Source organism: Bradyrhizobium sp. 191, assembly GCF_023100985.1.
Taxonomy (GTDB): Bacteria; Pseudomonadota; Alphaproteobacteria; order Rhizobiales; family Xanthobacteraceae; genus Bradyrhizobium; species Bradyrhizobium diversitatis.
In genome coordinates this window covers 3,184,236-3,203,028 of the sequence record NZ_CP064692.1, presented here as the reverse complement: position 1 = coordinate 3,203,028, position 18,793 = coordinate 3,184,236, and the positions used below count along the sequence as shown (strand labels likewise).

General features: G+C 59.9%; 13 protein-coding genes, 6 pseudogenes and 1 other annotated feature. Of the genes and pseudogenes, 14 read left to right on the top strand and 5 right to left on the bottom strand.

Translation table 11 applies throughout. The annotated features are described in order from the left end of the window. Nucleotides 1-50 precede the first annotated feature (50 nt). The 8 genes and pseudogenes from virB2 to IVB23_RS14715 all read left to right on the top strand — a co-directional run. On the top strand, nucleotides 51-377 hold the full coding sequence (virB2, locus tag IVB23_RS14750; protein ID WP_247313990.1) for a pilin major subunit VirB2: 327 nt from the start codon (nucleotides 51-53) through the stop codon (nucleotides 375-377). After that, nucleotides 377-703 carry a type IV secretion system protein VirB3 gene (locus IVB23_RS14745; protein ID WP_247313992.1) on the top strand — a complete coding sequence of 109 codons (327 nt, stop codon included), beginning with the start codon at nucleotides 377-379 and terminating at the stop codon, nucleotides 701-703. The genes virB2 and IVB23_RS14745 overlap by 1 nt, the downstream gene beginning before the upstream one ends. Beyond that, nucleotides 703-3,072: a VirB4 family type IV secretion/conjugal transfer ATPase gene (locus IVB23_RS14740; RefSeq protein ID WP_247804004.1), complete on the top strand. Its 2,370-nt coding sequence runs from the start codon at nucleotides 703-705 to the stop codon at nucleotides 3,070-3,072. The genes IVB23_RS14745 and IVB23_RS14740 overlap by 1 nt, the downstream gene beginning before the upstream one ends. Before the next feature lie 12 nt (nucleotides 3,073-3,084). Next, the gene (locus tag IVB23_RS14735) at nucleotides 3,085-3,783 is read left to right on the top strand and encodes a type IV secretion system protein VirB5 (protein ID WP_247804003.1); all 699 of its coding nucleotides are present in this window, start codon (nucleotides 3,085-3,087) and stop codon (nucleotides 3,781-3,783) included. A 66-nt stretch (nucleotides 3,784-3,849) separates the two neighbouring features. Next, nucleotides 3,850-4,728 carry a type IV secretion system protein gene (locus IVB23_RS14730; protein WP_247804002.1) on the top strand — a complete coding sequence of 293 codons (879 nt, stop codon included), beginning with the start codon at nucleotides 3,850-3,852 and terminating at the stop codon, nucleotides 4,726-4,728. 34 nt (nucleotides 4,729-4,762) lie between these two features. After that, the gene (locus tag IVB23_RS14725) at nucleotides 4,763-4,930 is read left to right on the top strand and encodes a type IV secretion system lipoprotein VirB7 (protein ID WP_247314000.1); all 168 of its coding nucleotides are present in this window, start codon (nucleotides 4,763-4,765) and stop codon (nucleotides 4,928-4,930) included. Beyond that, the gene (locus IVB23_RS14720; protein ID WP_247314001.1) at nucleotides 4,917-5,630 is read left to right on the top strand and encodes a type IV secretion system protein VirB8; all 714 of its coding nucleotides are present in this window, start codon (nucleotides 4,917-4,919) and stop codon (nucleotides 5,628-5,630) included. Before IVB23_RS14725 ends, IVB23_RS14720 begins: the two co-directional genes overlap by 14 nt. Continuing rightward, nucleotides 5,627-5,791: pseudogene (locus tag IVB23_RS14715) on the top strand (type IV secretion system protein VirB9); the annotation flags it as partial. The gene IVB23_RS14720 and the pseudogene IVB23_RS14715, both read left to right, overlap by 4 nt. Before the next feature lie 37 nt (nucleotides 5,792-5,828). Here IVB23_RS14715 and IVB23_RS14710 read toward each other — a convergent pair. Next, nucleotides 5,829-7,060, bottom strand: a protein-coding gene (locus tag IVB23_RS14710) for an IS3 family transposase (protein WP_247800019.1) whose coding sequence is annotated in 2 segments (ribosomal slippage) — nucleotides 5,829-6,769 and nucleotides 6,769-7,060 — 1,233 coding nt in all. Because the reading frame shifts where the segments join, the coding sequence is not laid out codon by codon here. Continuing rightward, nucleotides 6,660-6,776: a sequence feature (AL1L pseudoknot), on the bottom strand. (Overlaps the previous gene by 117 nt.) Before the next feature lie 55 nt (nucleotides 7,061-7,115). Between IVB23_RS14710 and IVB23_RS14705 the strand changes: the two are divergent. After that, a pseudogene (locus tag IVB23_RS14705) lies at nucleotides 7,116-7,214 on the top strand (IS481 family transposase); the annotation flags it as partial. Nucleotides 7,215-7,314: 100 nt separating this feature from the next. Here the strand turns inward: IVB23_RS14705 and IVB23_RS14700 are convergent. Then, nucleotides 7,315-7,456: pseudogene (locus IVB23_RS14700) on the bottom strand (IS6 family transposase); the annotation flags it as partial. Nucleotides 7,457-8,023: 567 nt separating this feature from the next. Between IVB23_RS14700 and IVB23_RS14695 the strand changes: the two are divergent. Next, a pseudogene (locus IVB23_RS14695) lies at nucleotides 8,024-9,824 on the top strand (IS1634 family transposase). A 56-nt stretch (nucleotides 9,825-9,880) separates the two neighbouring features. Here IVB23_RS14695 and IVB23_RS14690 read toward each other — a convergent pair. Together IVB23_RS14690 and IVB23_RS14685 are read right to left on the bottom strand one after the other, a co-directional pair. Then, nucleotides 9,881-10,966 carry an IS5 family transposase gene (locus tag IVB23_RS14690; protein WP_247320873.1) on the bottom strand — a complete coding sequence of 362 codons (1,086 nt, stop codon included), beginning with the start codon at nucleotides 10,964-10,966 and terminating at the stop codon, nucleotides 9,881-9,883. A gap of 84 nt (nucleotides 10,967-11,050) precedes the next feature. Next, complete coding sequence (locus IVB23_RS14685) at nucleotides 11,051-15,616, bottom strand: shikimate kinase (RefSeq protein WP_247804001.1); 4,566 nt, start codon at nucleotides 15,614-15,616, stop codon at nucleotides 11,051-11,053. Nucleotides 15,617-15,745: 129 nt separating this feature from the next. Between IVB23_RS14685 and IVB23_RS14680 the strand changes: the two genes are divergently transcribed. The 3 genes and pseudogenes from IVB23_RS14680 to IVB23_RS14670 all read left to right on the top strand — a co-directional run. Beyond that, nucleotides 15,746-16,497 (top strand): IS5 family transposase gene (locus tag IVB23_RS14680; protein WP_247800519.1). Its coding sequence is split into 2 segments (ribosomal slippage): nucleotides 15,746-16,076 and nucleotides 16,076-16,497, totalling 753 coding nucleotides; the frame shifts between segments, so codons are not numbered across the junction. Between the two features lie 198 nt (nucleotides 16,498-16,695). After that, nucleotides 16,696-17,292, top strand: a complete 597-nt coding sequence (locus IVB23_RS14675; RefSeq protein WP_247804000.1) for a hypothetical protein — start codon at nucleotides 16,696-16,698, stop codon at nucleotides 17,290-17,292. 12 nt (nucleotides 17,293-17,304) lie between these two features. Further along, nucleotides 17,305-17,487, top strand: a pseudogene (locus IVB23_RS14670) (IS3 family transposase); the annotation flags it as partial. A gap of 64 nt (nucleotides 17,488-17,551) precedes the next feature. Here the strand turns inward: IVB23_RS14670 and trxA are convergent. Further along, nucleotides 17,552-17,872, bottom strand: a complete 321-nt coding sequence (trxA, locus tag IVB23_RS14665; protein ID WP_247323804.1) for a thioredoxin — start codon at nucleotides 17,870-17,872, stop codon at nucleotides 17,552-17,554. Between the two features lie 562 nt (nucleotides 17,873-18,434). On the opposite strand from trxA, the pseudogene IVB23_RS14660 reads away from it, so the two are divergent. Beyond that, nucleotides 18,435-18,789 (top strand): annotated as a pseudogene (locus IVB23_RS14660) (transposase); the annotation flags it as partial. Nucleotides 18,790-18,793 lie beyond the last annotated feature (4 nt).

Sequence of the window (18,793 nt, the reverse complement as noted above, 5' to 3'; positions counted from 1 at the left end):
CAACTCGGGACGACGATCAATTCATAACCGGCTGAATGATGGAGGACTGCATGAATTCCTGTTGTGACAATGGCCGTGCGTACTTACGAATGGCGGCCCGGTACGCGCCCGCCGCTATTGGGGCGGTCGGCTGGATGGTGTTATCCATCGAGCCGGCCTCGGCTGAAGGTGCCGATCCGGCTGCAATGCTCAACAACATATGCCAGTTTATCCTTGGCCCGTTCGGCAAGTCGCTCGCAATGCTTGGCATTGTGGCTATCGGTGTGTCGTGGATGTTCGGCCGAGCATCGCTCGGTCTCGTTGCCGGTGTCGTCGGAGGGGTTGTGATTATGTTTGGAGCGAGTTTTCTTGCGCGAGCCCTCATAGGGAACGGCTGATGAGTGCCCATCTGGAAGAAACGACGCTGTATGTGGCGGCAACGCGGCCCGCTTTGTTTCTCGGAGTACCACTAACTCTGGCGGGATTGTTCATGATGCTAGCCGGCCTACTTGTCGTTATCGTCCAGAACCCGCTCTACGAAGTGGTTCTCGTACCACTGTGGTACGGGGCGCGGCTGACGGTGGAGCGTGACTATAACGCCGCAAGTGTTGTTCTCCTCTTTCTTCAGACCGCCGGCAGAAGCGTTGACGGAGCTCGTTGGGGTGGCGCGAGCGTCACCCCAAACCCGATTGCCGTGCCGAAGCGGGGAAGAGGAATGGTGTGATGCTCGGCACAAGTGGCATGTCCGAGAGATCTGGAGAGATCTATTTACCCTACGTGGGACACCTAAGTGAGCACGTTGTCTTGCTAGAAGACGGATCGATCATGAGTATGGCACGTATCCGTGGCGTGGCGTTTGAGCTGGAAGACGCTGAGATGCGGAATGCGCGCTGCCGCGCATTCAACACGCTCTTCCGCAACATCGCGGACGATAATGTCTCAATATATGCCCATCTCGTGCGCCACAACGATGTCCCGGCGCCGCCGGCGCGGCAGTTTCGTAGCGCTTTCGCGGCCAGCCTGAACGAAGCCTATGAGCAGCGTGTGCTGTCCGGTAAGCTCTTCAGCAACGACCACTTCCTTACCCTGATCGTCTTTCCCCGCACCGCGCTCGGCAACGTCCGAGGCAGATTCGCCAATTTGTTCAAACGACAAGAGCCGGATTTCGCGGAGCAGATCCGGAATCTGGAAGACATCTGGCGAGTTGTGGCGGATGCGCTCGAGGCATATGGTCTTCGTCGCCTCGGCTTTCGCGAGAAGAATGATGTGCTTTTCACGGAGATCGGGGAAGCGCTCCGACTGGTGGTGACGTGCCGTTTCACGCCAGTACCGCTTGTTAGCGGCTCGTTGGGAGCGTCGATCTATACTGACCGAGTCATTTGCGGCAAGCGGGCGCTAGAGATTCAAACGCCACAAGTGAGTTACGTCGGCGCGATGTTTTCATTTCGCGAATACCCGGCCAAGACGAGGCCTGGCATGCTCAACACCCTATTGTCTGCCGATTTTCCGCTCGTCTTGAGCCAAAGCTTCTCCTTTCTTACTCGTGCGCAGGCTCATGCGAAGCTCAGCCTAAAATCCAGCCAGATGACAAGTGCCGGTGACAAGGCCATCACCCAGATAGGGGAACTAGCCGAGGCAGAGGATGCACTGGCAAGCAACGAATTTGTCATGGGCTCGCATCATTTGAGCCTCTGTGTCTACGCCAACAATCTTAACAGCCTCGCGGATCGCGGTGCGCGCGCCCGCACGCGATTGATGGACGCAGGGGCCGTCGTAGTCCAAGAAGGCATTGGCATGGAAGCTGCTTATTGGTCGCAACTTCCAGGCAACAACAAGTGGCGCACGCGTCCGGGGGCGATCACCTCAAGGAATTTCGCCGGGTTGGTCTCGTTCGAGAACTTTCCCAGTGGCAAGATGAGCGGTCACTGGGGTAACGCAGTTGCGCGCTTTCGCAGCAACGGTGGGACCGCATTCGATTATGTTCCGCATGAGAATGACGTCGGCATGACGGCGATATTTGGGCCCATCGGCAGGGGCAAAACGACGCTTATGGCGTTCATACTTGCAATGTTCGAGCAGAGCATGGCTGACCGCAGCGGCGCGATCGTCTTCTTCGATAAGGACCGTGGTGGGGAGTTGATGGTACGGGCCACTGGAGGGACATACCTGACGCTACGAAGAGGCGTGGCCAGTGGCTTGGCGCCGCTCCGCGGGCTGGACAATACAGCAGCCTCGCGGGATTTTCTCCGCGAATGGGTCGTGGCGCTGATTGAAAGCGATGGACGTGGAGGCATTTCACCGGAAGAGGACCGGCGGCTAGAGCGCGGTATTCGTCGGCAGCTTTCGTTCGAGCCACATATGCGGTCCCTCGCGGGCTTGCGCGAATTCCTGTTGCATGGCCCGTCCGAAGGTGCTGGAGCGCGGCTGCAGCGTTGGTGCCAAGGTAATGCACTCGGCTGGGCATTCGATGGAGAGCGTGACGAAGTAAAGCTCGATTCGTTCATAACGGGCATCGATATGACGCATATCCTTGAGTACGAGGAGGTCTGCGCACCCGCCGCAACATATCTACTGCATCGAGTCGGAGCTGTAGTCGACGGACGTCGCTTCGTCATGAGTTGCGATGAATTTCGCGCCTATCTGCTGAACCCACGGTTCTCGGCGATCGTCGACAAATTCTTGCTCACCATTCGCGAGAACAATGGGATGTTGATACTAGCAACGCAGCAGCCCGAGCATGTTCTGGAATCGAGCCTAGGTGCCAGCCTCGTGGCACAATGTAAGACGAAAATCCTTTATCCATCCCCGACGGCTGAGCGGTCGGCTTATATCGAAGGCCTGAAATGTACCGAGCAGGAATTTCGCGCGATCCGCGAGGATATGACGATTGGCAGGCGGAAATTTCTGCTCAAGCGCGAGAGCGGGAGCGTGATCTGCGAATTCGATCTTCGTGAGATGCACGAGTATGTTGCGGTGCTGTCTGGCCGCGCCAATACGGTGCGCTTTGCCGATCAGCTGCGCGAAACATACGGAGAAGAGCCGTCTGCGTGGCTCGACAAGTTCATTGTCCGTTACCACGAAGCGCAAGATTGACAAGGAAATCAAATGAAACGTACTCAACTCAAGGCAGTAGTAGTGGCGATTTGTGTCATTGGATCGGGGCCGGCCCGAGCGCAGTTCGTGGTTAGCGATGTCTTGGTGGAAGCCCAAACGGCTGCAACTGCAGTCAATACTGCGGCGAACTTGGAAAAGACAATCGCAGTGGCAACCAGCACTGCAGCGAACCTGGAACAGACAATTGCAATGGTATCGATGCTGACTACGTCATTTGGCGTGTCCGGCCTATTAGGCTCACTTAATCAGCCAAACCAGTACCCAGCCAGCAATCAGCTCGAAAGGCAGATGTTTGCTGGGCAGCGACCAACCGCGGGCACTGCGAATGAGATCGTATCAGATGCGAGTCGCACGGTGAAGGGCAGCGATGCGGAAGCGACACTGCTACATGATCAGATTGTAGGGTCTGCTAATGCTGCGGGTCTTGCTGCCAACAATCTGAATGCGTTGGATCATCGCCTGGCAGAGAATGCCAATACGCCAAATCAGCTGTCGCGTTCAGGGAACATTATGCATGCGACGGTTACAAACGGGCTCGTTCTCAAGCAGATCCACGATGCGGTCATCCAGAACGCCCAAGCGACCAGTTTGCTAACGATGACCGTTGCACAGGCAGGCCTCCATCAGGCAGAAGAGGCTGTGGCCCAGCGAAGAGAGCACCAGGCGACCGCCGATCTATTCCGCCCCTAAGTGCTGCAGCGCTACAAGTGGCCGCCACGCCCGGCGAAGAAGAGGCGTGCTCAAGAGGGAGAACAAATGACTCTCAGGATACCCGCGCCATTTTCGGCGATACATGAAATCTTCGATGTCGCCTTTTCTGTCGGATTGCGCACTATCCTTGAGAAGATCCAAAGCGCAGTTAGTGCGCCTCTGGTGACCTGTGTCACGCTTTGGATCATGGTCCAGGGCATTCTGGTGATGCGTGGTGCAATTGATGCTCGGGCTGGGATAACGAAAGTGATGACGGTATCAATCGTCGTTGCACTCGTCGTTGGGCAGGCGAACTATCATGATTACGTGGTTTCGGTATTCGAGGACACAATCCCACAGTTTGTCCATGGGGTCAGCGGCAGTGGTCCAGGGGTGATTAATGTTCCCATGAAACTTGACTTCATATTTGCCGCAGCTCAAGCGACGTTTCAGCGGGTCGCGTCCGAGATAGGGCCGATGAACGGCCAAGACATCCTTGCCCTTGAAGGTGCTCAGTGGCGCACGCTTTGGACGGCGTTCGCGATTTACGATGGGACCACGATCCTGACGAAAGTGCTGTTGGCGATCGGCCCGGTGATCCTTGTCGGATATCTCTTTGATCGCACGCGAGAGAGCGCTGCGAAATGGGTCGGACAACTCCTTACCTACGGGATACTTCTGCTCTTGCTGAATATCGTGGCGACGATCGTCGTCGCGACAGAAGCGGCCTGTGTTTTGGCGATACTCGGCGTAATCAAATTCGCTGGCACGACTGCGGCCAAGATCATCGGCTTGTACGAGCTCGACATGTTGTTTCTGACCGGTGATGCGTTAATTGTCGCGCTACCAGCGATCGCCGGCAATATTGGAGGCGCATATTGGAGCGGCATGACCCAGGCGCCTAGAAGCCTCAATCGCCAAGTCGTCCAAATTGTGCGTCGCTAGGATCACTCTAAAAGATACGGGATGGAGAGAGCCGGTGAAATATTGTCTCTTATTGCTGACCCTCGCCTTAGGCGCCTGCCAGTCAACCGAGAGGCTAGCGAGCTGCGAGGGGCCGGTGTTCCCGTTGAACGTGGATCGATGGCAACCCACTCAATCCGATCTTCAGCTTAGAAATGCGGAAGCACTTAATGAAAGGCCATGAATACGCGTTGTTGGTGAACAGAGAAGCGTTGGCGGATCACTATAAGGAAGTGGAAGCCTTTCAAATCGCGCGCGCGAGATCGGCGGGGCGTCTTTCCAAGATCGCGGGCGCCATTGCCGCAGTTGCTGTATTGGGGAATGTTGCGCAGGCCTTCACGATCGCCACCATGATGCCGTTGAGCAAGCTTGTTCCAGTGTATCTTTGGATACGGCCGGATGGGACCGTCGACAGCGAGGTGTCAGTCTCTCGACTGCCAGCAACCCAGGAGAAGGCCGTTGTTAATGCTGCACTCTGGGAATATGTCCGTCTGCGCGAAAGCTATACGGCCGACACGGCTCAATACGCCTATGATCTCGTATCGAATTTCAGCGCGCCGATCGTGCGGCAAGAGTATCAGCAGTTCTTCAATTACCCGAATCCACAGTCACCGCAAGTTATAATTGGCAAGCGCGGTCGGGTAGAGGCTGAGCACATCGCCTCAAATGACATCGCGCCGGGTGTGCAACAGATTCGCTACAAACGCTCTTTCATCCTGGAAGGGCAGAGACCTGTCGTGACGACTTGGACGGCGACAGTTCGCTATGAAAGGGTGAATAGCCTGCCAGGTCGATTGAGATTGACCAACCCCGGGGGCTTAGTTGTTAGCTCCTACGGTACGTCGGAAGACACCGTTTCGAATGCGGGGCGCAGCGAACAATGACGAAGAAATGCTTTATGACGCTGGCCTGGTTACTTTTCTTTGCAGTTGGCGTACGTGCGGAGGACACGCCGACGGCTGGTAAATTAGATCCGCGCATGCGCTCGCTCGCCTATGACCCCAATCAGGTGGTGCGCCTTTCGACCGCTGTCGGAGCGACATTGAACCGCCCCGGGTTTGCCGGAGGCCATTTGGTTTAAGTTATGCCGCCATGGCCGGTTGTTCCAGCATGGCGTAGTAGCGTTGCTCGGCTTCGGCCGGCGGGATGTTGCCGATGGGCTCCAGGAGCCGCCGGTTGTTGAACCAGTCCACCCATTCCAGCGTCGCGAACTCGACGGCCTCGAAGCTGCGCCATGGTCCGCGCCGATGGATCACCTCGGCCTTGTAGAGACCGTTGATGGTTTCGGCGAGAGCGTTGTCATAGGAATCTCCGACGCTGCCGACAGAAGGCTCGACGCCAGCTTCAGCCAGGCGTTCGGTGTATTTGATAGAGACGTATTGGCTGCCCCTATCGCTATGATGCACGAGCCCGCCGCGATGGACCGGTCGGCGATCGTGCAGGGCCTGCTCCAGCGCATCGAGCACGAAGCCTGCGTGCGCCGTGCGGGAGGCCCGCCAGCCCACGATCCTGCGGGCATAGGCGTCGATCACAAAGGCGACGTAGACGAAGCCGGTCCAGGTCGCGACATAGGTGAAGTCGGAGAGCCAGAGGACGTTCGGCCTTGGTGCCTTGAACTGGCGATTGACGTGATCCATCGGGCATGGCGCGGCCTTGTCGCTGATCGTGGTCTTGACGGATTTGCCGCGGATGACCCCTTGCAAACCCATGTCCCGCATCAGTCGCGACACCGTGCAACGGGCAACATCGAAGCCTTCGCGCTTGAGCTGCCGCCAGACCTTGCGCACGCCGTAGACGGAGAAGTTTTGATCGAAGACGCGCCGAACCTCGATCTTCAGCGCGGCGTCCAGCCTGGCGCGCGCCGACCGCGTGGCCGGATCGCGCCGCTTCGCGACATGGGCGTGGTAGGTCGAGGGGGCAATCGGCAACACCTTGCAGATCGGCTCGACCCCATGCGCCCCACGATGATCGTCAATGAAGGCGATCATGGCTTGGACCGGCGGTCGAGCTCCGCCATCGCAAAATAGGCGCTTGCCTTGCGCAGGATCTCGTTGGCCTGCCGAAGCTCGCGGTTCTCCCGTTCGAGCGCCTTCAGCTTCTCGGCCGTATCGGTCGGAACGCCGGTCCGCTGCCCGCTATCGACCTCGGCCTTCTTGACCCAGTCATGCAGCGTCTGCGGCGTGCAGCCGATCTTGGCCGCGATTGACGTCACTGCCGCCCAGCGCGACGGGTGCTCGCCGGCGTGATCCAGAACCATCCGAACCGCTCGGGTCCGGACCTCGGGTGAAAACTTGTTCGTTGTCTTGCTCGTCATGGCTCCATCCTCTCAGGAGTTGGAGCCTCCGGCAAACCCGGGGCGGTTCACTAGCGGCCTCACACCCTACGAAGCCATATGTACAGCTTGGGCAAACGAGCCAGACCGCTTCAGGCTCGATCCCATCCACTTGACCTCGGGACTGAACACCTAGTTCAACAACGATCGGGACATCCCCGGGGGGGCGAGACCATCTCGGAACAAGGGGGCGACATGCCTCGGAATTTGCACTCTGCCCAAAGCCGGACTGTCTAATGCGAGACAATAATCCCTCGTGCCGCCAGCAAGTCCTCGACCATTCGCAAACTGAGAGGAAACCGGAAATACAGCCAGACAGCATGGGCGATGATCTCGGGAAGCGATGGCGCGGCGGTAGAGTGGGTCACGCTCTGTCATAGCCCGTCATCGCACAGTATCCACGCTTCATTAAGTTGACGATGCCGTTTAGACTCGGAGCTGATCCTTCCCGGTCTATCACCAGGATTTGGCTCGCGACCGGCACCGGCGGTTCGTCTGTGTGCGGCGAATCCTCCTGCGTCATCCAGGCCGGATCAACTCGGCCATCAGGCTTCTCACGACTTTATGCATGCGATTCCGACTTTTATTAGCATTCGGCGCGAACCCGCACCCTGCACCAAACCTGCGAAAGAACCCTTGATTGTTGCCGCCTAACAGTCTGCTGAAAAACCTTGAAATGGAGGGTTTTCTTGTTCTGGCCGGTCGTTGTTGGGGCGAGGCGGCGGAGTTGGATGTAATTTTTGGCCTGTTGTTGGGTGCCCCCTGACGCGGGGTGGCTAACCCGAGTTCGCGGATTCGCGGTCGACAATCGCGATTTTGCGATTTTTTGGCGAGCTAAGTCTTTGATTCTCAAAGGGTGAGGTGTTCGTTTTCAGCCAAGAATGGCTGTAGTGAAGACCTACCCGATTCCCAAGGGCGTGATGGTGCGGATAGATTCGCCGTGCCATGTTCCTGCGACGCACCGAGCGAAAGAAGAACGGCAAGGCGCACCACTACTGGAACGTCGTCGAGAACAAGCGCCTCGCTGATGGCCGTGTGGTGCAGCGACATGTGCTGTATCTCGGCGAGATCAACTCCTCCCAAGCCGTAGCCTGGCGTAAGGCGATCGAGGTGTTCGACGAGGATGCCGGCCGTGCGCGAACGTTGGCGCTGTTCCCGGAGGATCGCTGCGAGGCTGTCGCAAGCGATGCATCGATCGTTCGGCTGCGACTGTCAGAGATGCAGCTTCGCCGTCCGCGCCAATGGGGCGCCTGTTGGTTGGCCGGACAGGTGTGGCAAGAGCTTCAGCTCGATCGCTTCTGGGCCGATCGGCTGCCGCCGAGCCGCAAGAAGACCAGATGGGATCAGGTCCTGCAGGTACTCGCGACCTATCGGCTGATTGCGCCGGGGAGCGAGTGGCGGCTGCATCGCCAATGGTTCGGTAACAGCGCGATGGCTGATCTGTTGGGCGCGGACTTCGGCCTTGCGGAAGAGCATAAGCTCTACGCCTGCCACGATCTGCTGCTTGCACATAAGGACGCGCTGTTCGCGCATCTGGTCGGGCGCTGGCGCGACCTGTTCAACGCCGACTTCGACGTGCTGCTGTACGATCTGACCAGCATGCACCTACTTCGAGGTCAATGCCTCGGACCTGCCGGAAGATACAAAGCGCCGCCACGGCTACAGCCGCGACAAGCGGCCGGATTGTCCGCAGGTCGTGATCGCACTGGTGGTGACGCCGGACGGGCTGCCGCTGGCATACGAAGTGCTGCCCGGCAACACCGCCGACAGCAAGACGCTGCGGATGTTCCTCGACAAGATCGAGCAACAATACGGCAAGGCGCGTCGGGTCTGGGTGATGGATCGCGGCGTGCCGACCGAGGCTGTGTTGGCCGAGATGCGCAATAGCGATCCGCCGGTGCAATATCTGGTGGGAACGCCGAAGGGGCGTCTGAACCGGCTGGAAAAGCACCTCCTGGACAGGCCCTGGCAGGAGGCGCGCGAGGGCGTCAAGGTCAAGCTGTTGGCCGAAGATGGCGAACTCTATGTCTTCGCGCAGAGCCATGATCGCGTAACCAAGGAACGCGCGATGCGCCGGCGGCAATTGAAGTGGCTGTGGAAGCGGCTCCGACAGATCGCCGCTATGGAGCTGACGCGCGAAGAGCTTTTGATGAAACTCGGTGGCGCGCGCTCACATGCGCCGGCAGCCTGGCGCTTGGTCGACATCGAGATCGACAAGCATCAGCCGAGCTTCAGCTTCGCGCTCAATCGCGCGAAGCTGCGCAGAACGCGGCGGCGCGAAGGTCGCTATCTGCTGCGCACCAACCTCACCGACAATGATCCGGCCAGGCTCTGGCAGTACTACGTCCAGCTCGTCGCCGTCGAAGAAGCCTTCCGCAACCTCAAGGGAGATCTGGCGATCCGCCCGGTCTTCCACCAAGACGAGGCACGGATCGAGGCCCACATCTTCATCGCGTTCCTGGCTTACTGCATGCAGATCACGCTGACGCGTCGCCTTCATGCCCTGGCCCCGGGCCTCACCGCACGTCGCACACTCGAGAAGTTTGCCGCCGTCCAGATGATCGATGTTCACCTGCCGACTACCGACGGTCGCGAGATCCTGCTCACCCGCTACACCCATCCCGAACCCGAACTTCAGCTCCTGATCGACCGCCTGAAGCTCCGACTACCACAACAACCGCCGCCCAGGATCACCGCAGCCGCCGTCAACCAGCCAAGCCGCCGTAGTGAAGACCTCTTAAGCTAAGCCATTGATCTGGTTGAGGCGGGGTCTTCAAAAACCCGCCAATCCGCGAAGACGGGCTAAGCGGCAAGCAGTTTGGGAATGCGGATCAGGTTATAGGCGATCAGATTGAGCAGGAAGTCGGCGGCGACGCGGGCGACGCCACGATGTTTGGTCTTGCGCATGGTGCCATGCTGCTTGCCCCATCCGAAAATGCACTCGACCATCGCCCGGCGCGATTGCGACATGCCGTACCCCGAATGCCGCGTGGTTCGTTCGTCGATGGCGCTGGTGCGGTTCTTGCCGGTTTTGGTGACGGCCTGGTTCTGTGTCACATGCGGCGTCACGCCGATGGCGCGAAGATTGGCGACATGATCGGCGGTATCGTACGCCTTGTCCTCACCGGCGGTGATGCGGCGGCCCGCGGCTTTGCGTCTCGCCTTCAGCATGACCTCCGAAGCCCGGCGTTCGGCGGTGCCATTGGCATGCGTGACCCTGCCGGCCACCGCCAGCCCATGCCGGTTCTCCATGGTGGCGTGGCCCATATAGCAAAGCTTGGCCTCTCGTCCGGCCGCCTTGCGATAAAGCCTGCTGTCCGGATCGCTGGTACTCGCATGGGTGTCGTTCTTGCGCTTCTGGCCGTGGAAGTTGGCGCCGTCATCGTCGTCGCCGCTGCCGTCCTTGGGGCGAAAACTCTTCTGCGAAGCCCAGGCTTCGATCAGCGTTCCGTCCACCGAAAAATGCTCGTCCGACAATAGTGGTTTGACCTGGGAATGGTTCAGAAGCCTGGTCATGAACTTCGTGAACACATCGCCGTTCTGCAGCCGCTCGCGGTTCTTGGTGAAGGTGGTCGGGTCCCAGACCGGATCGTCCGGCGACAGTCCCACGAACCAGCGGTACAAAAGATTGTAGTCCAGTTGCTCCATCAATTGGCGTTCCGAGCGGATGCCGTAGAACACCTGCAGCAGCAGGGCGCTCAGCAATTGCTCCGGAGGGATCGAAGGACGTCCCTCGCTGGCGTAGAGCCTCCCAAGGCTGCGGTTCAAATCACTCAACACATCCCGGACAAGTTCCCGGACCTTCCGCAGCGGATGGTTCGCTGGCACACGCTTATCCGGCGCGATGTACGAAAACAGGCCGCCCTGATCCGTAAAACTGCCGCGCATGATCGTCTACACCGATTCGAGATGATAAAGTGAATCATCAAGTCCCCTCCGTGGCGAGGGGGTTTTTCAGCAGACTGCTAAAGCTTATCGTCCTCGACTTGAGCGTTCTCTGCTTCTCGTGGAAGACGCTAAATCCGCTCGTGCGTTACTGCCGGCCAACAAAGGCTGCGGGTCGGCGGTGAGGGTGTCGAGGGGCGGCGGCCGTTCCCCTTCACTCAATGGTGTCGCCGGCGCCTGGATGGTTTCCACGACGCCGCCCCCGCAATCGTAGCCGTTGTGATGATCATCGTGCATGCGCTGCGCTGTTGGGGACATGCTGATGGCGGTGCCGGAAGGACCGGAGACTTGTGATATCTCGGCAGCGGGCAGAGCGGCTTCTCTGTCGCTGCACAGGAAAGCGTAGAGTTCCTTCACGCAAATGCGGGCGACCTTCTTGTCTTTTTGAAAGAGCGGGACGAGGGGCAACCTGATATCGGCCTTTTGGTAGAACGGACTGCGCTCTTCGTACAGCTGGTCAACCTTCTGCTCGATGTCGGCGCCTTGCAGCAGCGGCCGGCTGGTGTCCCTCTTGAGGCGCTTGCGGAGCTCTTTCAGCTCGGTGTCGAGCCAGATCGACCTCGCCTTATTAAGGATCAGGGCTTGATTGGACTCCTTGCCAAAGCAGCCGCCGCCGGTTGCGATGACGATGGGCCCTCTCTCCAGCTGCTTGGCGAGCTCTTTGGTCTCCAGGTCCCTGAAGTGCGCCTCGCCGCGGCCAGGGTCGGCGAACATCTCCATCAGATTGCCGTGCTCGGCGACGATACGCTTATCCATGTCGACAAACTCCACCCCCAACTCCTTGGCAAGCTGGGCGCCGATGGTCGACTTGCCGCTCGCCGGCATGCCGACGAGCACGACCGGCCGCGTACCGAGGGCCGGGAGGATCTCGCCGGCTTGCGGCGAGCGAGCGACCGCAATCTGTTGTCTTGCGACGGTGAGCGACCTGGAGGTCCTTGCCGCCCTCGACCTGCTTTCTCCTGACGAGCCCCAGTGTAATATCTCCCAGGCACCACGGGGAATGGGGACCAGCTCGCATTCGCTCTGCGCGAGCTCGGCCCGGTAACTGGCCGGCGTATGGAACTCGACCTCGAAGCGATAGTTCTGCGCGGTTCTGAACGCCGTGTGAACGCCGCGTAACCGCGGCGTGTCCATCCTGATGAACCAGTTGGTGGTCTCGACCTCGCTGCAGTCCCGCTCCTCGAAGGCCAGTGCCGCCTTCCTGAAGGCGCGCGTAAAAGCCTCGTCCGGGATCTCGAAGACATGGCGCACGGCATTGGTGACCAGTTGGGCCTCCGGCGCCGCGCTCACGCTCTGGCCGGTCAACTCGTCGGCTATCCAGACCTGCCCGCGCGACCGTTGGTCAAGATGCGGCACCTTCACCTCGATGCCGTCCTGCCGCAAAAGCTCGGCAACCGCATGCACAGTTTCGGTAATCGCGCTTTCTTGCGCTTCGGCGGGGGCGGCTTCGAGCCTGGCGCGCTCCAGGGCCTGTTCGCTGCTCAGCGTCATCCTGCTGGCGGGGTCGTCGTCGGCCGAGATTGCTAAGGCGCTGGGCAGGATGCGCTTTTCGACGGCGAGTCTGATCGAGGCCTCCATGACCGAGGCCGCCAGCGTGGGGTTGTCCTTCAGATCCGCCAGGCTGCCATCGACGTCGAACCGGCCCTGGTGGAGCTTTGCCGCCTGCGCCTTGACATAGGGCGCCGACTTGAAGCCCGGCCTCCGCTCCAAGAGCCGCTGCAATTCGGTGGTTTTTTGCATGAACACCCGCGCACCGGTATCGGACTTGTAGGCGTCCGTGCCGGCCTTGATGCCGACGCTCAACAGATTGATGGCGCTTTCATGCAGATCGTCCGGGTTGTAGCCGTCGGGCCGCGGATCCATGCGCGGCTGGTAGTGGTTGAGCAGGAAGTCGATGCGCTTCCTGGCGTCAGCGGTTGCCGGATAGGATTCGCTGAGTTTCGGGAAGAGCGCGCCGGCGTCGGCGCTGACGGCAGGCTTCGCGCCGGTTGAGGCCACGGATCGCGCTAACTGCTGCTTGACGTTGACGTCCGACTGCTCATGAGCCGGCTCGCTATTGAGCTGCAGGTTCCAGTCCTGGAGCTCGGCCACTAGCAAGGCGGCCAGTTCGCAGGCCACCGGATGGCTGGCGGCCTTGCTGTCTTCCCCCGCCCTGACGATGAGCTCATGGAGGGTCTGGCCATCCGGCCGATCTTCCTGCAACAGTGCGCGGATGTCGGCCTTGAGCTCATGATGAATGCCCTCGTAGGTGCCGAAGATGGCACGCTCGGCAAACCAGCGTTGCGCCTCCAGCGGCTGCGCCAGCACGTTGCGCTGCAGGCAGCTGTAGGTCTCCAGCACCAGCCCGGTGGCCGACAGGATCTGCTTGGACCGGCTGAACTGGTAGCCGCCTTTCTCAATGGCCGGCGTGTGCGACTTCGGCGGCTTCATCGAGGCGATGCCGCGCGCCTGCAGCTGCGCGTCGAACTGGCGCACATGCTCGTAAAGGCGAGGCCGGTCGCCGATGATGACGACGATGTCGCCGTCAAAATCGCCGTCGAGCTTTTTTTGTTCGGCGCTCGGAACCGCAACCAAAGAGCCGGGCGCGAACACCTCCGTCGCCTGCAGGATGCCGACGCACTCGAGCGCGGTGTCGGCCTTGACTCGGTCCTTTTTCTCCAGCCAGCGCGAATGGCACTTTACGTCCTCGGCAGACATCACCACCCCGCGCTCGGCGAAGTCCGCCGGCCACATTTCGTCGGGCACAACGATCAAGATGCCTTTGGCAAAGAAGGTCGGATCGTCGGCGGCAAGCCCAGCCCCCGACCTGTGCGCGACGTTGAAGCTGTATTGGAAGGCCACGCACCGATCCAGGAACGCCGCGGTCCGATCGCCATCGCGCGCCGACCTGACCCGGTCGGCGGCGAACGGGCGCAGGTTGGGCTTGTCATAGGGGGAGCGTCCGACAAGCACGCCAGCGTCACGGGTCAAGGTCTTGCTCTTGCCCGTCGGCACATGCAGGCATTCGTCGCTGGACGGCACGGCGATAGCGCTCGAACCCTCGATATGCCCGCCCGTGACCGTCCGGAACAGCTCCTCGGCGGTGAGGCTTTGACGGGTTTCGAGCCAAGCCAGAGCCTTCTCGCGGGTCTCCTGTGCCACCTCGACGCTGCGCGGATAATGTTGCAGCGCCGAGGACGGTACCGCCGATTGCCTTTTATCGGCATAGGCAGGCATCCGCTCGGGAGCGTCGTGGCGAGCCCGGGCAATGGCCGGCATGCGCTCGGCCAGTGAGGCCCTGATGAAGCCGCAGCCGTCATGCGGCCGCAAGGCGATCTCGCCGTCTCGCCCCTCGAACCGGAAGGGATGCACTGCACCTGCGGGGCGGTCGGGCAGAAGGGACAGCTTGAAGCACCCTTCCAGCGCATAATCATGCGGGCCAACATCGGGAATGCCCGGCGGCGCGGCAAATCCGCGGCGCTGGGTATAGTAATAGGCTTCCTTGAAGGGCGCCCAGGCCCGCGACAGCTGCTCAAAGGCCGTACCCGGAGCCGTCTCGGCATAGGGGATCGCCAAAAGCTTGCCGCTTGGGGCCTCTTCGGCCGCGAAGGGCAGGTGAGAGGCAAGCTTGTTCAGGCTCTCTTGCGGCGGCTTCAGTTTGCTGCCGCCGAACAGGTCCATGCGGTAGGGCACGCCCTCCACGGTGAACGTGCGTGTCAGCATGGCGCCAGTCGGAGTTCCCTTTAGCTGCACTGCCACCACCTTCACCGCGCCCGAGGTCAAGCGGTGGAAAATGGAATAGCGCAACTCGTCTTCCCTGGCCAGCGGCCGGCCTTGCATGTCGACCACCGGCAGCCGCATCAGTCCGGCATCGCCTTGCGGCGGTCTCGGCTCGTGGTCCACCGCCTGAAGGACCCGATGGACATCGAAGCTGGCGGCTGCATGCTGGGCCTGGACCATCGATGCGTTCTGCGCCATGAAGGTGTCGAGCGCTTCGAGCGGCTCCTTCGCCTCGATCTCGGCGATCACGTTCCAGCTCATGTAGGAAAGGTCGGCGTAGATGAGGGCGCTGGCACTGTCCAGGATCTGCCTGGTCTTGCCGCGCAGCTCTTCCTGCCTGGCCTTCAAGGCGAGCTCGTCGCCATCGACATAGGGCCGCCGGTAGAGCGTCCCCAGCACCGCCCGGGTCTTGAGCACCTGATAGATCGAAAGCGCCGGGCAGCGGCTTGCATTGGCGCCGCTGGTGTGCTCGGCTTGGCCTGGCTTGAGATGGGCATCGATCTTGTGTTCCACCACCGGCTGGATGGCGTTGAGCAGGTTCAGCGCCGACCTGCGGTGCCAGCGCAACACCGGCTTCGGGCTGCGAACCAGTGGCAGCAGGGAGGCGCAAAGATTGCCCATCGTCTCGAGGTTGTTGTCGAGCTTAAACCCGGGAGCGGCACGTAACATCTCGAGCCTGTCCAGCCCCGGCTGTGCCAGCGCACCGAGTTCGTCCAACAACTGCGCCTTGCCCAACGCCTTGAATATACTCGCGATGGCATGGACATCGGCCTGCTGCAGCCGATCCTCGGCATATTGCAGGTAGTGCGCCAGCTGCTGCAGCCGGTCCTTCAAGGCGGGTTCGGCGACCTCGCCGGCGGTCTCTCCCCCCTCGATACCCCGCGACAGACCGTTGGCGATCCTGACTAGGGCCTGTTTGGATTCAGGATTCTCATTTGGGCTTGGCTGTGATTCAAGCTTGGGATGAACCGATTCGTTTTGACTGACGCCCAATGGGCGAAGATGGAACCACATTGTCTTGGCAAGCCGGCTGATCCCGGCCGGAGCGGCAAGAACAACCGGCTATTTGTCGAAGCAGTCTTGTGGATCGCCCGGACAGGCAGCCCATGGCGCGATCTGCCGCGCGCCTTCGGCAACTGGATAACCGTATACACGCGTTTCCGCGACTGGGCGAAGGCAGGTGTCTGGAAGCGTCTGTTCGATGCGGTCTCGGACGAGCCGGACATGGAATACGTCATGGTCGATGCCACCATCGTCAAAGTCCACCGCCACGGACAGGGCGCAAAAGGGGGACGCAAAACCAAGCCATCGGCCGCTCGAAAGGCGGTATGACCACCAAAATCCTGGCACTTACCGACGCGCTCGGTAATCTCGTGCGTTTCGTGCTGCTGCCCGGCCAGCGCTTCGACACGGTCGGCGTCTCGCCGCTTATCGAAGGGCTGGCCTTCGATGCGCTGATCGCAGACAAGGCGTTCGACAGCAATGCCATCATCGCCGACCTCGACAAGCGCGGCGCCAAGGTGGTCATTTCCCAGCACCCACGTCGCGCCAAGCCTCTCGCCATCGACAAGGAAATGTACAAATGGCGGCATCTGATCGAAAATTTCTTCTGCAAGCTCAAGGAATTCAAGCGGATCGCCATGCGCGCCGACAAAACCGATTTGAGCTTCGAAGCAATGATCAATCTGACCGCCGCCGTGACAAACTCAAGATGAATCCAAACAGACCCTAGCGCAGGCGTGCTGAAAGTGCTGAAGCGTCGGCCCTTGGAACCGAGCTCGCCGGCGATGGCAACGATCGCATTGCGTGCTTTTTCTTCTTCCGGCCACTTGCCGAAACCGTTCACCAGATTGGCCAATTCTTGATCCGAGAATCCGTCGAGATTGCCGTCGCGGGCAACCACCGCGCCGGCGATGGCGACCGTCGCTTCACGCGTCTTCTGCTGGTCCGGCCATCTGCTGAAGCCGTTCACCAAATCGGCCAACTGTGAATCCGAAAATCCGTCGAGATTGCCGTCGCGGGCAACCACCGCGCCGGCGATGGCGACCGTCGCTTCACGCGTCTTCTGCTCGTCCGGCCATCTGCTGAAGCCGTTCACCAAATCGGCCAACTGTGAATCCGAAAATCCGTCGAGATTGCCGTCGCAGGCAACCACCGCGCCGGCGATGGCGACCGTCGCTTCACGCGTCTCCTGCTGGTCCGGCCATCTGCTGAAGCCGTTCACCAAATCGGCCAACTGTGAATCCGAAAATCCGTCGAGATTGCCGTCGCAGGCAACCACCGCGCCGGCGATGGCAAGCGTCGCTTCGCGCGTCTTCTGCTGGTCCGACATTGCGTCGAAGATGCGGTGCGGGCCTCCTTCGTTATCAGGACGCCCTGCTTGTCCGACTAACTCTCCGGTGCGGCCCATATTCCCTCTCCGATCCAGCAAAACGCATCGCCTAAAGCCTGTCGACAACAGGCATCATTGGTTTGAGTGCGGTCACGCGAGCCTGCAACGGCATGCTTGAAAGCCGCAGCATTCACGCAAGGGCAACTGCCTCGACAACGCCGCAATGAAAAGCTTCTTCGCCACTCGATCGCTCCGACAGCATCGCAAGTCCGAAAGAGGGGGAGGACTATATCCGCTATTACAAACCAACGACCTCATCAGGCTGAAGCTCAAAGGGCTGAGCCCCGTACAAAACGCCCATAAATCACTATGAACCCTACCGCTTTACGGGGCGAATCTACGGTTTTTTCATTGCGGTACAGATTGAGCGATATCGATCAGGCAGCGTTCGAAATCCAATTCAAAAGAGCTGTCTTCGGTTTGGCGCCGACCGAGAAATCGACCACTTCGCCGCCCTTGAAGATCGCGAGCGCCGGGATGGAGCGCACGCCCAATTGGGCGGCGAGTTCCGGGTTTTCATCGATGATGAGCTTGGCGACCTTGATCTTGCCTTCCATCTCGACGGAGATTTCCTCGAGGCTCGGAGCAATCATCTTGCAGGGATCGCACCATTCGGCCCAGAAATCGACGACGACGGGTGCTGCGGATTCCAGAACTTCCGACTGGAAGTTATTGATATCAACTTTCACGGTAGCCATGGCTGCTCCTTTGACCGAAGAAGATGTTGAACCACATGTGACGGTGCGGTGCAGAATTTTCAATTATCAACCCGACGATCCAGCTTTTCTATGCTGTTAGCCTAAGACACGCCAACGACACTCATCGTGCCAAGGTGGAGCCTTGGCGCTTGCTGGATGCCCTCAACTCTGCTCGCGCGCGACTGTATGCTTCGCTGATGGACTATCCGATCGGGCGAAGGGCCAACATTTGCTCACATGCGCTCATGTTCTTTTCGTATGGACCAACTGCCACATCGTGGACTGAACGGTCAGGCGCTTGCTCGCGATCGCTATTCATTGATCAGACTCCATCGCTATACGACTGCCAATGCTAACATTCAGGAGCAACACTTGAACCAATTTCGTATTGCATTTGTAGTACGACATTTGAAGTGGACCCCGCTGCGGCACAGATCGGTAACCGAAACGCCAGCCTCATGCTCCTCCAGCGCTCCCGAAGCGCAGTTCCGGTGTAAGCGCTAAGCCGATCTTTCAATTACCCATAATTGTTGGCTCGATTGCGGCTCCAAGTTAGATGTCGGTCAGCCGCAAGGCCGGGATCAGCCAGGCGACCTACTTCAACTGGAAGAAGAAGTATGACGGACTGCTGCCGACGGAGATGCTGTGCTTGAAGCAGCTCGAGGAGGAGAACGGCAAGTGGACCTGTCGCTCGACAAGGAGATGCTGCAGGACGTGATCCGCCGAAAGCTATGAGGTCTGGCCGGAAGCGCAAGCTGGTCGACGAAGTCCGCAACGAATGGCAGGTCTCGATCCGCAGAGCCTGTGCGGTGTTGGAGTTTGACAGGTCGACCTACCATTACAAGTCCCGTCGCTCCGGCCAGGCTGCCCTCGAACAGAAGATCAAGGAGATCTGTCATGCCCGCGTTCGCTACGGGTAGG